The organism is Klebsiella sp. 10982 (genome assembly GCF_048589245.1).
Taxonomy (GTDB): Bacteria; Pseudomonadota; Gammaproteobacteria; order Enterobacterales; family Enterobacteriaceae; genus Klebsiella; species Klebsiella quasivariicola.
The window spans coordinates 1-14267 of record NZ_JBMAXV010000021.1 but is presented as its reverse complement, the minus strand read 5'-3'; the positions used below and the strand labels follow the sequence as shown (position 1 = coordinate 14267).

The 14267-nt window shown below is 55.3% G+C and carries 14 protein-coding genes and 1 tRNA gene; 5 read left to right on the top strand and 10 right to left on the bottom strand.

Annotated elements, in window-relative coordinates; genetic code table 11:
- The first annotated feature begins 14 nt into the window (after positions 1-14).
- Positions 15-953: a sugar kinase gene (locus ACKLKD_RS16265; protein ID WP_025711251.1), complete on the top strand. Its 939-nt coding sequence runs from the start codon at positions 15-17 to the stop codon at positions 951-953.
- A 153-nt stretch (positions 954-1106) separates the two neighbouring features.
- Positions 1107-1742, top strand: coding sequence for a GntR family transcriptional regulator (locus tag ACKLKD_RS16260; RefSeq protein WP_042929076.1), 636 nt, complete (start codon positions 1107-1109; stop codon positions 1740-1742).
- 71 nt (positions 1743-1813) lie between these two features.
- On the opposite strand, the gene ilvC is transcribed toward ACKLKD_RS16260, so the two are convergent.
- On the bottom strand, positions 1814-3289 hold the full coding sequence (ilvC, locus tag ACKLKD_RS16255) for a ketol-acid reductoisomerase (RefSeq protein ID WP_064164665.1): 1476 nt from the start codon (positions 3287-3289) through the stop codon (positions 1814-1816).
- 152 nt (positions 3290-3441) lie between these two features.
- Here ilvC and ilvY point away from each other — a divergent pair, with 152 nt between their 5' ends.
- Positions 3442-4332 (top strand): HTH-type transcriptional activator IlvY, encoded by an 891-nt coding sequence (ilvY, locus tag ACKLKD_RS16250; protein WP_025711254.1) that lies wholly within the window; start codon positions 3442-3444, stop codon positions 4330-4332.
- Here the strand turns inward: ilvY and ilvA are convergent.
- From ilvA to ilvL, 7 genes are all read right to left on the bottom strand, one after another.
- Positions 4329-5873 carry a threonine ammonia-lyase, biosynthetic gene (gene ilvA, locus ACKLKD_RS16245; protein ID WP_025711255.1) on the bottom strand — a complete coding sequence of 515 codons (1545 nt, stop codon included), beginning with the start codon at positions 5871-5873 and terminating at the stop codon, positions 4329-4331. The two genes, ilvY and ilvA, sit on opposite strands and share 4 nt — an antisense overlap.
- A gap of 2 nt (positions 5874-5875) precedes the next feature.
- Positions 5876-7726 carry a dihydroxy-acid dehydratase gene (gene ilvD, locus ACKLKD_RS16240; protein WP_002883173.1) on the bottom strand — a complete coding sequence of 617 codons (1851 nt, stop codon included), beginning with the start codon at positions 7724-7726 and terminating at the stop codon, positions 5876-5878.
- Between the two features lie 60 nt (positions 7727-7786).
- Positions 7787-8716: a branched-chain-amino-acid transaminase gene (ilvE, locus tag ACKLKD_RS16235; protein WP_025711257.1), complete on the bottom strand. Its 930-nt coding sequence runs from the start codon at positions 8714-8716 to the stop codon at positions 7787-7789.
- Between the two features lie 16 nt (positions 8717-8732).
- The gene (ilvM, locus tag ACKLKD_RS16230; protein WP_004886870.1) at positions 8733-8990 is read right to left on the bottom strand and encodes an acetolactate synthase 2 small subunit; all 258 of its coding nucleotides are present in this window, start codon (positions 8988-8990) and stop codon (positions 8733-8735) included.
- Entirely contained in the window at positions 8987-10633 is a 1647-nt protein-coding gene (ilvG, locus tag ACKLKD_RS16225; protein WP_025711258.1) for an acetolactate synthase 2 catalytic subunit, read from the bottom strand. The genes ilvM and ilvG overlap by 4 nt, the downstream gene beginning before the upstream one ends.
- Before the next feature lie 2 nt (positions 10634-10635).
- Entirely contained in the window at positions 10636-10686 is a 51-nt protein-coding gene (gene ilvX / locus ACKLKD_RS16220; RefSeq protein WP_175426296.1) for a peptide IlvX, read from the bottom strand.
- Positions 10687-10773: 87 nt separating this feature from the next.
- Positions 10774-10872: an ilv operon leader peptide gene (ilvL, locus tag ACKLKD_RS16215; RefSeq protein ID WP_001311244.1), complete on the bottom strand. Its 99-nt coding sequence runs from the start codon at positions 10870-10872 to the stop codon at positions 10774-10776.
- A gap of 354 nt (positions 10873-11226) precedes the next feature.
- On the opposite strand from ilvL, the gene ACKLKD_RS16210 reads away from it, so the two are divergent.
- Complete coding sequence (locus tag ACKLKD_RS16210; protein WP_025711259.1) at positions 11227-12747, top strand: YifB family Mg chelatase-like AAA ATPase; 1521 nt, start codon at positions 11227-11229, stop codon at positions 12745-12747.
- A gap of 23 nt (positions 12748-12770) precedes the next feature.
- Here ACKLKD_RS16210 and ACKLKD_RS16205 read toward each other — a convergent pair whose 3' ends face one another.
- The gene (locus ACKLKD_RS16205) at positions 12771-13109 is read right to left on the bottom strand and encodes a DUF413 domain-containing protein (RefSeq protein ID WP_004886877.1); all 339 of its coding nucleotides are present in this window, start codon (positions 13107-13109) and stop codon (positions 12771-12773) included.
- Positions 13110-13227: 118 nt separating this feature from the next.
- Between ACKLKD_RS16205 and hdfR the strand changes: the two genes are divergently transcribed.
- Positions 13228-14049 (top strand): HTH-type transcriptional regulator HdfR, encoded by an 822-nt coding sequence (gene hdfR / locus ACKLKD_RS16200; protein ID WP_025711260.1) that lies wholly within the window; start codon positions 13228-13230, stop codon positions 14047-14049.
- A gap of 95 nt (positions 14050-14144) precedes the next feature.
- Here hdfR and ACKLKD_RS16195 read toward each other — a convergent pair.
- Positions 14145-14220 (bottom strand) — tRNA-Trp (locus ACKLKD_RS16195).
- Positions 14221-14267: the final 47 nt, after the last annotated feature.

Below are 14267 nucleotides of genomic sequence, written 5' to 3'. Positions count from 1 at the left end.
ACATGGAGAACGCAATGAAGCAGTTCGATATTCTTTCATTTGGTGAACCCCTTTTCGAATTCAATCAACTTCCCACGGAGCATTCTGAGCAGCATTACCTCAGCGGATTTGGCGGCGATACATCGAATTTCGCCATTAGCGCGGCGCGACAGGGCGCTAAAGTTGCCATGTTAACCCAACTCGGCGATGACGTATTTGGGCAGAATTTCCGCGCATTATGGGATGCAGAAAAGGTCAATCATCAATGGGTTTACACGCATAAAACTGCCCCGACGGGGATCTATTTTATTTCGCACAATGAACAAGGCCACCACTTTACTTTTTATCGTAAAGGCTCTGCGGCCTCAACGATGACTGTCGATGATATCAATGAGTCCGCCATTGCCGCCGCGCGCTTATTTCACAGTTCAGCCATCACGCACGCCATTGGCAATAACGTCAGCGATGCGCTTTTTCACGCCATTGAACTGTGCCAAAAGCACCAAACGCTGATTTCCTTCGACACCAATCTGCGGCTCAAACTGTGGCCGTTAGCCCGCGCTCGCGCCATCATTCATGAAACCATACGCCACGTAGATTACTGCATGCCTAGCCTCGACGAGGCTCGTCTGCTAACCGGCAAGCATCACGCAGATGAAATTACGGATTTCTATCTGCAGCTCGGGGCAAAGAATGTGGTGTTAAAAATGGGCGCGGAAGGCGCGATGTTCGCCAATGAGAACCGGCGGGTTATCTACTCAGGCCATAAAGTCGCCGCCGTCGACGCGACCGGGGCCGGAGACTGCTTCTCGGGCGCGTTTCTTTATCGCATTATCAAAGGCGATTCGCCGGAAGATGCGCTGTGCTACGCCAACGCCGCCGCCGCGCTGACAACAACCGGTTATGGCGCCGTCGCGCCTATTCCTCGCCAACAACAAGTAAAGGCATTTCTCCAGCAAACCGAACAACAGTAATTTATGCCGCGCCTGACAGCGCGGCGCTTTACCACTTACATCTGCTATGGCAACTTGTTGCCATATATCATTTCCCCATTCTCTCAAATTTGTTATACAGTCACCTCTGCAACTGTTCATCACTATCGTTAACTGCCGGAATTTTCAATCAATATGACAACGGACTTACTAAAAGACGTTATTTATCGTCGTATCAGAGATATGATCATTAACGGCACGTTACCAATGGGTGGGAAAATATCGGAATCCGCACTCGCAACACGCCTCTCATCAACCAAGGCCCCCGTACGCGATGCGCTTCGCCGTTTGCAAAGCGAAGGGTTAGTTCATATTCGCCCGAAAAGCGGGACATTTGTATTTAATCTAAATGACATTGAATTCAACGCGTTACTAGAGTTTCGTTACATTGTCGAAGCCAAAGCCCTGGAGCTTTCTTTACAACATAATCCGCGTCAGTTGGTACAAGCCTTATCCTCCAACCTTGACCACATGACTTATTGTCTCGAGAACAGTGCCACGCACGAATATATACGCCTCGATAATCTGTTTCATGAAGCGTTGTTCACTTATTGCGGAAACTCTTATTTACAGCAATCATACGTCTTAATCTCTGCTCAAATGGCGACAATACGTAACTACCTGGGTAGCAACAACGAACATATGCACCGCTCCCATCAACAACATGTTGCTATCATTCAGGCGATTCAGGACGGCAATGCAGCGAACGCGTTAAACGAGCTACAAAAACATATCCTGCCAGACAAAGGCGCTTACTGGGGGCAGTTCTAAGCAATCGTCTCTGCGTATAAAAAAGGCCCAGTAGCAAGGCGCTTACTGGGCCGGATGGTAATGACGGTCTATTAGCCGGCGACCGCAATACGCTTCATATCAGTCATATAACCGCGCAGTTTTTTGCCCACTTCTTCGATTGCGTGGCTGCGAATCGCTTCGTTCACGTCACGCAGCTGGGCGTTATCTACTGCGCCTTCGGCAATCGCCGTGCCCAGGTCGCCCGTCTGCAGGGTAGTCATGAACTCTTTCAGCAGCGGTACGCAAGCGTAAGAGAACAGGTAGTTACCGTATTCAGCGGTATCGGAGATAACCACGTTCATCTCATACAGACGCTTACGGGCGATGGTGTTGGCGATCAGCGGCAGCTCATGCAGTGATTCGTAATAAGCAGACTCTTCGATAATACCGGAGGCCACCATGGTTTCGAAGGCCAGCTCAACGCCCGCTTTCACCATCGCGATCATCAGAACGCCTTTATCGAAGTACTCCTGCTCGCCGATTTTGCCTTCATACTGCGGCGCGGTTTCGAAAGCAGTTTTGCCGGTCTCTTCACGCCAGGTCAGCAGTTTCTTATCATCGTTCGCCCAGTCTGCCATCATACCGGAGGAGAATTCGCCGGAGATGATGTCGTCCATGTGTTTCTGGAACAGCGGCGCCATGATCTCTTTCAGCTGCTCGGACAGCGCATAAGCGCGCAGTTTCGCCGGGTTAGAGAGGCGATCCATCATCAGGGTAATACCGCCCTGCTTCAGCGCTTCGGTGATGGTTTCCCAGCCGAACTGAATCAGTTTTTCTGCATACGCCGGATCGGTACCTTCCGCCACCAGCTTGTCGAAGCACAGCAGAGAACCCGCCTGCAGCATGCCGCAGAGAATAGTCTGCTCGCCCATCAGGTCAGATTTCACTTCTGCCACGAAGGAAGATTCCAGAACGCCTGCACGGTGGCCGCCAGTCGCCGCCGCCCATGCTTTGGCAATGGCCATGCCTTCGCCTTTCGGGTCGTTTTCCGGATGGACAGCGATAAGCGTCGGTACGCCGAAACCGCGTTTGTACTCTTCACGAACCTCGGTGCCCGGGCACTTCGGCGCGACCATCACCACGGTGATGTCTTTACGGATCTGCTCGCCCACTTCCACGATGTTGAAGCCGTGGGAATAACCCAGCGCCGCACCGTCTTTCATCAGCGGCTGTACGGAACGCACAACGTCTGAATGCTGTTTGTCCGGCGTCAGGTTGACCACCAGGTCCGCCTGCGGGATCAGCTCTTCATAGGTTCCGACTTTGAAGCCGTTTTCCGTCGCTTTACGCCAGGAGGCGCGCTTCTCAGCGATCGCTTCCTTGCGCAGCGCATAGGAGATATCCAGGCCGGAATCACGCATGTTCAGACCCTGGTTCAGGCCCTGTGCGCCGCAGCCGACGATGACCACTTTTTTACCCTGAAGGTAGCTTGCGCCATCGGCGAATTCGTCGCGCGCCATAAAGCGGCATTTGCCCAGCTGTGCCAGCTGCTGGCGCAGGTTCAGTGTATTAAAGTAGTTAGCCATGTCTGTAACTCCGTGATGTTGTGTCGTACTTATTGTTCGGTTCGCTTTTGCGAGAATGAACTTACTATATGACAGGAATTTTATTGCGGAAATTGATATATTCACAACGTCACGTTGCATTTTATGAAATATCAAACCGGGGAGTACGTGCCGTGGATTTACGCGATCTGAAAACCTTTCTGCATCTGGCGGAAAGCCGCCATTTTGGCCGCAGCGCGCGGGCCATGCATGTCAGCCCATCGACGCTTTCGCGCCAGATCCAGCGCCTGGAAGAGGACCTCGGCCAGCCGTTATTCGTGCGTGATAATCGCACGGTGACCCTCACCGAAGCCGGGGAGGAGTTACGCACCTTTGCCCAGCAAACTTTATTGCAGTACCAGCAGCTTCGCCACAGTATCGATCAGCAGGGCCCTTCGCTCTCCGGCGAGCTGCATATCTTCTGCTCTGTCACCGCCGCCTATAGCCATCTGCCGCCAATCCTCGACCGCTTTCGCGCCGCGCATCCCTCGGTGGAGATCAAGCTCTCGACCGGGGACGCCGCCGACGCCATGGAGAAGGTGGTCACCGGCGAAGCCGATCTGGCGATTGCCGGTAAACCGGAAACCCTGCCGGGATCGGTGGCGTTTTCGATGCTGGAGAATCTCGCCGTGGTGTTAATTGCCCCAGCCCTTCCCTGCCCGGTACGTAACCAGGTAACCGTCGATCGCCCCGACTGGTCGACGGTGCCGTTCATCATGGCCGATCAGGGACCGGTGCGCCGACGCATCGAGCTGTGGTTTCGACGCCATAAAATCAGCAACCCGTCGATCTACGCTACCGTCGGCGGACACGAAGCGATGGTGTCGATGGTCGCCCTCGGCTGCGGCGTGGCGCTGCTACCGGAGGTGGTACTGGAAAACAGCCCGGAACCAGTACGCAACCGGGTGATGATTCTGGAGCGCAGCGATGAGCAAACCCCATTTGAGCTGGGCGTTTGCGCACAAAAAAAGCGGCTGCATGAGCCGCTTATTGATGCTTTCTGGAAAATCCTGCCTAACCACTAGCCCGCGAGAAAAAAGCGGAACGCCGGGTTATGGGTTTCGTCGTGGCACTCATAGCCCAGCTCATTAAGACGGGTTTCAAAGTCCGGCTCGTGCTCGCCCAGCTCAAAAGCCGCTAACACCCGACCATAGTCGGTGCCGTGGCTGCGGTAGTGGAACAGCGAAATATTCCAGTGGGTGCCAAGGGTATGCAGGAACTTCAGCAGCGCGCCTGGGGATTCCGGAAACTCGAAGCTGAACAGACGCTCCTGCAACGCTTTAGACGGCCGGCCACCGACCATATAGCGCACATGCAGCTTGGCCATCTCATCGTCAGAGAGATCCACCACACTGTAGCCGCCGTCGTTCAGTAACTGGAGGATCTCTTTGCGCTCTTCCAGGCCGCGACTCAGGCGTACCCCGACAAAAATGCAGGCGTCTTTGGCGTCAGCAAACCGGTAGTTGAACTCCGTCACCGAGCGCCCGCCCAGCAGCTGGCAAAACTTGAGGAAGCTGCCCTTCTCTTCCGGGATCGTCACCGCCAGCAGCGCTTCACGCTGTTCTCCGAGCTCGCAGCGTTCAGACACGTAGCGCAGGCCGTGGAAGTTAACGTTGGCCCCGGACAGAATATGAGCCAGTCGCTCGCCGCGAATATTGTGCTGGGCGACATATTTCTTCATCCCCGCCAGCGCCAGCGCGCCGGAAGGCTCCGCCACCGCCCGCACATCTTCAAACAGATCTTTCATTGCCGCGCAGATAGCGTCGCTATCGACGGTAATGATATCGTCCAGATACTCCTGGCACAGACGGAAGGTTTCATCGCCAATGCGTTTGACCGCCACGCCTTCGGCAAACAAGCCGACGCGCGGCAGATCCACCGGATGACCCGCATCCAGCGCCGCTTTCAGACAGGCGGAATCTTCCGCCTCCACGGCGATCACTTTGATCTGCGGCATCAGCTGCTTGATCAGCACCGCCACGCCCGCCGCCAGACCGCCGCCGCCTACCGGGACGAACACACGGTCAATGTGGGCATCCTGCTGCAGCAGCTCCAGCGCCAGGGTGCCCTGGCCGGCGATCACCATCGGATGATCGAACGGCGGCACCCAGGTAAAGCCCTGCTGCTGGGCCAGCTCAATCGCGCGGGCTTTCGCTTCATCAAAGTTGGCGCCGTGCAGCAGCACTTCGCCACCAAAGCCGCGAACGGCATCGACTTTGATATCGGCGGTCGCTACCGGCATCACGATCAGCGCCTTAACGCCCAGCCGCGATGCGGAAAACGCCACACCCTGGGCATGGTTGCCCGCCGAAGCGGTGATCACGCCATGAGATTTTTGTTCCGTGGTCAGGCTGGACATCATCGCGTAGGCGCCGCGCAGCTTAAAGCTGTGTACCGGCTGGCGATCTTCACGCTTCACCAGAATGACGTTATCCAGCCGCGACGAGAGCTTTTCCATTTTTTGCAGCGGCGTTTTCTGCACTGCTTCATAAACCGGCGCGCGCAGCACTGCTCGCAGATACTCGGCGCCCTCAGGAGCGCCGGACAAGGGTTGTGAATCCGCCATGATTAACCACCCAGTTTGGATTTATCACGCACCGCACCTTTGTCGGCGCTGGTTGCCAGACTGGCGTAAGCGCGAAGGGCAAAGGAGACCTGACGCTGGCGATTCTTCGGCGTCCACGCCTGGTCGCCACGCGCTTCCTGGGCTTCACGACGCGCGGCAATTTCCGCATCGCTCAGCTGCAGCTGGATGCTGCGGTTCGGAATATCAATCGCGATCATGTCGCCATCTTCAATGAGCGCAATGTTGCCGCCGCTCGCCGCTTCCGGAGAGACGTGACCGATAGAGAGCCCTGAGGTACCGCCAGAGAAACGACCATCGGTGATCAAGGCACAGGCTTTGCCCAACCCCATCGACTTCAGGAAGCTGGTAGGGTAAAGCATCTCCTGCATCCCCGGCCCGCCTTTCGGACCTTCGTAGCGGATCACTACGACGTCGCCTTCAACAACTTTGCCGCCGAGGATAGCTTCTACCGCATCGTCCTGGCTCTCATATACTTTCGCCGGTCCGGTAAATTTCAGGATGCTGTCGTCCACGCCGGCGGTTTTGACGATACAGCCGTTTTCCGCGAAATTGCCGTACAGCACCGCCAGACCGCCGTCTTTGCTGTAAGCGTGTTCCAGAGAACGGATACAGCCTTCGGCGCGATCGTCATCCAGGGTATCCCAGCGGCAGTCTTGCGAGAACGCCTGGGTGGTACGGATGCCCGCCGGGCCGGCGCGGAACATTTTTTTCACCGCGTCGTCCTGGGTCACCATCACATCGTACTGTTCCAGGGTCTGCGGCAGCGTCAGGCCAAGGACGTTTTTGACCTCGCGGTTCAACAGCCCGGCACGGTCCAGCTCGCCCAAAATGCCCAGCACGCCGCCAGCGCGATGCACATCTTCCATATGGTATTTCTGCGTACTCGGCGCCACCTTACACAGCTGCGGCACCTTGCGGGAGAGCTTATCGATATCACTCATGGTGAAGTCGATTTCTGCTTCCTGCGCCGCCGCCAGCAGATGCAGGACGGTATTGGTGGAACCGCCCATGGCGATATCCAGCGTCATGGCGTTTTCAAAAGCCGCCTTGCTGGCGATATTGCGCGGCAGCGCGGAAGCGTCATCCTGCTCGTAATAGCGTTTGGTCAGCTCGACGATACGTTTACCGGCGTTCAGGAACAGCTCCTTACGATCGGCGTGGGTCGCCAGCAGCGAGCCGTTACCCGGCTGCGACAGGCCCAGCGCTTCGGTCAGGCAGTTCATGGAGTTCGCCGTGAACATCCCGGAACAGGAGCCGCAGGTCGGGCAGGCGGAACGCTCTACCTGATTGCTCTGCTCGTCGGACACTTTCGGATCCGCCCCCTGAATCATCGCATCCACCAGGTCAAGCTTGATGATTTTATCTGACAGCTTGGTCTTCCCGGCTTCCATCGGGCCGCCGGACACAAAGATCACCGGAATGTTTAGGCGCAGGGAGGCCATCAACATCCCCGGGGTGATTTTGTCGCAGTTGGAGATACAGACCATCGCATCCGCACAGTGGGCGTTAACCATGTACTCCACCGAGTCGGCGATCAGCTCGCGGGATGGCAGTGAGTAGAGCATACCCCCGTGGCCCATGGCGATCCCATCATCCACCGCGATGGTGTTAAATTCTTTGGCGACACCGCCAGCCGCTTCAATCTGCTCGGCAACCAGTTTGCCGAGATCGCGCAGGTGCACGTGCCCGGGAACAAACTGGGTAAAGGAGTTAACGACGGCGATAATCGGTTTGCCGAAATCGGCATCGGTCATCCCGGTTGCGCGCCACAACGCGCGGGCGCCCGCCATATTGCGGCCATGTGTGGTGGTGGCGGAACGGTACTTAGGCATGCTCTTTTTACTCCCATCTGTGTTTATTAAATGGGACGGTGCGTGCCGTCCCATTTTTAATTACTTACTTACCGGATCCAACCAGCCCCATTTATCTTCTGTTTCACCGGTGAAGAGGCCAAAGAAGGCTTCCTGAATGCGTTTAGTTACCGGACCACGACGGCCTGCGCCGACCTGGATACCATCCACGCTGCGTACCGGGGTGATTTCCGCCGCGGTGCCGGACATGAAGACTTCATCCGCCAGGTACAGAGATTCACGGGACAGTACCTGCTCGCGCACTTCGATGCCGAGATCTTTCGCCAGCTTGATGATGGCGTCGCGGGTAATGCCCGGCAGCGCGGAAGAGGTGAACGGCGGAGTAAACAGCACGCCATCTTTTACCTCAAACAGGTTTTCGCCTGCGCCTTCGGAGATATAACCGTTCACATCCAAAGCAATGCCTTCCTGGTAGCCGTGGCGACGTGCTTCGCTACCTACCAGCAGCGAGGACAGATAATTACCGCCCGCTTTCGCCGCCGTCGGGATGGTGTTCGGCGCCGCGCGGTTCCAGGAAGAGACCATTGCATCGATCCCCTGCTCAAGCGCTTCTGCGCCGAGGTAGGCTCCCCACGGGAACGCCGCGATGATCACGTCAGTGTTGTAACCCGGAGGCGGGTTTACTCCCATGCCAACATCGCCAACAAATACCAGAGGGCGGATATAAGCGCTGGTCAGATTATTGGTCCGAATGACTTCACGGCAGGCTTCCATCAGTTCGTCGATGCTCTGAGAGACCGGGAAACGATAAATTTTGGCTGAATCATGCAGACGCTGCATATGTTCACGATGACGGAACACCACCGGGCCTTTGTGCGAATCGTAGCAACGGATACCTTCGAATACCGAGGTACCGTAGTGCAACGCGTGGGACATCACATGAACTTTCGCTTCGCCCCACGGAACCATCTCGCCATTGAACCAAATGTAATCAGCTTTTTTCGTCGTCATTTTTCTTCCTTTGCGCTCAGGCGCGGATTTGTTGTGATGTGGGTTGCTGGATCTCGACGCAGGCAACGTCGACCAGTTTGCTTAATTGACTAAACAGTAATTCGACGGGCCGCGGGCTGGCAACGGTCAATTCGATATTTATATTTTGCGCATCTGCCGCGGTTTCCATATTCATTGCGCAGATTTGAAAACCCCGGTGGCGGACAACGCGCAGCACGCGCTCTAAGGTTTCCGGGTTGAAACGTGCCTGTAAAGCGACCTGATGTTGCATCATGATAATTTCTCCAGCATTTCAGAGTTACTGGCGCCGGGCGGCACCAACGGCCAGACATTCTCAAGTTCGTCGATTGAGACATGAAGCAGGTATGGCCCCTGGCTCGAAAGCATGGTGTCGAGTGCCGCTTCAACCTGGTCTTTACGGGTGATATGTTGGCCAGGAATACCGAAGGCGCTGGCCAGCGTGAGGAAATCAGGGTTATCAGTCAGAGTGGTTTCGCTATAACGTTCCTGGAAAAACAGCTGCTGCCATTGTCGAACCATCCCTAACCGCTGGTTGTCGAGCAATACGATCTTCAGCGGTAACTGCTTACGTTTAACGGTGCCCAACTCCTGCACATTCATCATGAAGGAGCCGTCACCGGAGATACAGATAACCGTATCGTCCGGGCGCGCCACCTGGGCGCCAACGGCGGCCGGCAGGCCAAAGCCCATGGTGCCTAAGCCGCTGGAGGTGATGAAGTTTTCCGGGCGGGTATAGGTCATATGCTGAGCCGACCACATCTGATGCTGGCCAACGTCGGTTGTCACCACGCTGTCCGCCGGCTTGCGGTCGGAAAGCTGTTTCAGCAACAGCGGCGCGTAGATTGCCTCACCGGGATGATCGTAACGCCAGGCATGCTCGGCACGCAGTGCGGCATTACGCTCGCGCCAGTCATCGATAGCTAACGGTTGCTGCAGCGCCGACAGCAAGCGGTTCAGATCGCCGGTCAGGCCGATATGCGCCTGGCGCAGCTTGTTCAACTCCGCCGGATCGATATCCATGTGGATCACTTTGGCATGTGGAGCGAAGGTATTGAGCTTACCGGTCACGCGATCGTCAAAGCGCGCACCGACGGCGATCAGCAGATCGCACTCCTGTACCGCCAGGTTGGCCGCCTTAGTGCCGTGCATTCCCAGCATACCGAGATAATACGGATAATCGGCGTCCACGACGCCCAGCCCTTTCAAAGTGCAAGTCGCTGGCATCCGGGTCACCGCCAGGAATTCGCGCAAGGCCGGTACCGCCTGCGCCATACCCACTCCACCGCCAACATACAGCATCGGTTTCTGTGACTGAGCCAGCATCTGCTGAGCCTGAGCAACCTCCGCCTGCGGAAATGCCATCTCGTCAGCGACGGTAGAGAAATGGGGATCGAGATCGCCCTGCGCCATCTGAATATCCTTGGGGATATCAACCAGCACCGGGCCTGGACGGCCTGAGTTTGCCACCTGAAAAGCTTCAGCGATAACCCGCGGCAGCTCGTCCAGAGACTGTACGAGGAAACTGTGCTTAGTACAGGCCAGTGACAAACCGAGAACGTCTACTTCCTGGAATGCATCCGTACCGATGAAGGGAGCGGCGACCTGGCCGGTGATGGCAACAATGGGGATAGAGTCAAGCAGAGCATCCGCCAGGCCAGTGATCAGGTTGGTCGCACCCGGGCCGGAGGTCGCGATGCACACCCCGGTTTTACCGGTTGCTCGCGCATAACCAATGGCCGCCATAGCAGCCCCTTGCTCATGCCGGCACAGCAGGTGCTCCACGCCGCCGTCATACAGTGCATCGTAAACCGGCATAATTGCGCCACCCGGATAGCCAAAAACTGTGTCGACTCCCTGTGTCCGCAAAGCATGTACCACCCACTGCGCGCCATTCATAGTTAGTTCCCCGTCATAAATCGGGAGAAACAGAATTTTATGCTAAAAGTCATCATCTGCTCCTCGCTTAGGTTATTTCAGTTATAAAAAAACCCCCGGACCTTTCGGTGCGGGGGTCTTAGTTCGTTAAGGCTTGATTTCTAAGCCTTTCCTCGTCCAAGTGCAGCCCCGCACGGTGGGATAATAATCACCACCACGCTAATCACGACCAGGCTAATCACTCGTAGAAGGGCTGTCATTTTCTGTACTTTCTGGCTTCTTGTTCGAAGGAATACCTAAAGAGTTACCACAGACATCACATAAAACACAAGATTTTTTTATATCGCCGTTGCTGAGCAGCCTAACAGTTTCAGTAAAAATAATTGTTTTATATGAAAAAAGTCAGAAATGAAAAAAATTCAGTTTTCTCTCGGCTTGCACACTCCTCTCCCTATTTCTCTCCACCCCCACGGGGTTTTGGGACCACACTTCCATTTTTGGTAAAATGTAACGATCTATCGTGAAAATAATGCATTCCTGCTTCTAAATTCGCGTTATTACGGCTCCCTTTTCACAGGAGGTTCGCCATAATCCTTCTCTGTTCAGGAGGTTTTATGTCGCTCGCCATCGTTTATACCCGCGCGGCGCTCGGTATCGAAGCGCCATTGATTACTATCGAGGTTCACCTCAGCAGCGGCCTGCCCGGTCTGACCATGGTCGGACTGCCGGAAACCACCGTTAAAGAGGCCCGCGACCGGGTGCGGAGCGCCCTGATCAACAGCGGCTACGCTTTCCCAGCGAAGAAGATAACCATTAACCTGGCGCCCGCGGACCTGCCCAAGGAGGGCGGGCGATACGATCTGCCCATCGCTCTCGCGCTTCTCGTCGCCTCAGAGCAGCTCAATACGACCCGATTGAATCAATATGAGTTTGTGGGCGAACTCGCCCTTACGGGTGGGTTACGCGGCGTTCCAGGGGCGATCCCCAGCGCAATGGAGGCCATCAAAGCCGGCCGGCGCATTGTCGTCTCCTCTGACAATGCGGCTGAGGTGGGTCTGATCGGCGGCAGCGATTGCCTGATCGCTGATCATCTACAAGAGGTATGCGCGTTTCTCGCAGGGCAGGCATCGCTTTCACCGCCCATCGCTGAGGAACCCTCTCTTGATGAACGCAGTGAAGATTTGCACGATGTTATCGGCCAGCAACAAGGCAAGCGAGCGCTGGAGATTGTGGCGGCTGGTGGCCACAATCTGCTCCTGATTGGCCCGCCTGGTACCGGGAAAACCATGCTTGCCAGCCGGCTCCCCGGTCTCCTGCCGCCATTAAGCAATCAGGAAGCGCTGGAGAGCACGGCTATTCAGAGCCTGGTCAATCTCCACACCGCGAAGACACGGTGGCGTCAGAGGCCGTTTCGCGCACCTCACCATAGCGCCTCGCTGGCAGCCATGGTGGGCGGAGGCTCGATACCTGTCCCCGGTGAGATTTCACTGGCTCATAATGGCGTGCTATTTCTTGATGAACTGCCGGAGTTTGAGCGCCGAGTGCTGGACGCGCTGCGCGAACCCATTGAGTCAGGCAAGATCCACATATCACGCTCGCGCGCCAAGATTGACTATCCGGCGCGCTTTCAGCTTATCGCGGCGATGAACCCAAGCCCGACAGGACATTATCAGGGCAAACACAATCGCGCATCTCCTGAGCAGACATTGCGCTACCTTGGACGCCTGTCAGGTCCCTTCCTCGACCGCTTCGATCTCTCCTTAGAGATCCCGCTGCCGCCGCCAGGGATACTGAGCCAGGGCATGCAGGGCGAAGAATCGAGCGCAACGGTCCGGCAGCGGGTGCTGGCGGCGCGTGAACGGCAAATGCTCAGGCAAAATAAGCTCAATGCCCACCTTGAGAATCATGAAATGAAGAGCTGCTGCCATTTACGACACGAGGATGCCGTCTGGCTGGAACAGACGCTAACCCGGCTGGGGCTTTCTATACGTGCCTGGCAACGTCTGTTAAAAGTGGCGAGAACCATTGCCGATCTGGCAGAGACGGAAGAGATTGAGCGTCGCCATTTGCAGGAGGCGCTCAGCTATCGGGCAATAGACCGAATGCTCAACCATCTGCAGAAAATGATGGCGTAAAAAAAGGGCTTACGCCCTTTTTCTTAGTCATCGCTTTCGGTGTAATCGTCAGCGCCTTCCATCTGCGGTTTGCCGCCAGACAGAGTATGGAAACGCTTCGGCCGCTTAATGCGTGCCATATACTTAATCCATACGCGTTCTGCTTCCGTTACCGGCTCACGTTCACCACGGCACACCGAGACAAATTGTTTTTCATCATCGGTAACAGGTTCGCGTTTACCCAGTTCCAGTTCGTTAAAGGCATAACCATGGCGTTCCAGCAGTTGCGCCTCTTTGATGGTGAAATCACCGTGACGGGAGAACCCGCGTGGATAATTTTTATTGTCGAAAAAACGATTAGTCGTCGTAAAGCTTTCCGCCATCCTACACGCTCCTGATTCTTTGGCCGAGCTATTTATGGCGCGGAGTATTAGTTACGCTTGACAGAGCGTCAAACAAAACATTTAAATCATGACGACAAATAATTTTGTGGAGAACAGTGTGGATACGGAATTGCTCAAGACTTTCCTGGAAGTGAGCAGAACTCGTCACTTTGGGCGGGCAGCAGAGGCACTTTACCTGACACAGTCAGCGGTCAGCTTTCGTATTCGTCAGCTGGAAAACCAACTCGGTGTGAACCTGTTCACCCGTCATCGTAATAATATTCGCCTGACGACCGCCGGAGAAAAGCTCCTGCCCTACGCCGAAACATTGATGAACACATGGCAGGCCGCGCGCAAAGAGGTCGCTCACTCTTCGCGACACAACGAATTCTCCATCGGTGCCAGCGCCTCCCTATGGGAATGCATGCTTAACGGCTGGCTCGGCACGCTTTATAACGCCCCCTACAATCTCCAGTTTGAAGCACGTATCGCGCAGCGGCAGTCGCTGGTTAAGCAGCTTCACGAACGTCAGTTAGATCTGCTGATCACCACCGAATCACCGAAGATGGATGAATTAAGCAGCCAGTTATTGGGTAATTTCACGCTTGCTCTATATTGTGCATCGCCAGCAAAAAACAGAAATGAATTAAATTACTTACGCCTTGAATGGGGACCTGATTTTCAGCAAAACGAAGTGGGGCTGATCGGTAGTGATGATGTTCCGCTGCTTACCACTTCTTCAGCAGAACTCATCTATCAGCAATTATCACGCCTGAACGGCTGCAGCTGGCTACCTGTGCGCTGGGCGAAGGAGAAGCATGGATTACACACAGTCATGGACAGCGCCACGCTATCCCGACCACTCTATGCGATTTGGTTACAAAATAGCGATAAGCAGGCGCAGATCCACGAGATCCTGAAAAGCTCGATTCTGGAATAAGTGGCACTCTCCATGGACGGAGATAATTAAGGTCTTATTGAAAGGAATACTACAGACAAAAAAAATCCTTTGCCTGAGCAAAGGATTCTTATAAATGGCAGGGGCGGAGAGACTCGAACTCCCAACACCCGGTTTTGGAGACCGGTGCTCTACCAATTGAACTACGCCCCTAAAACTTTCTTACCACTAAGCCTGCTATCTGAGCAGGCTTAATGTTA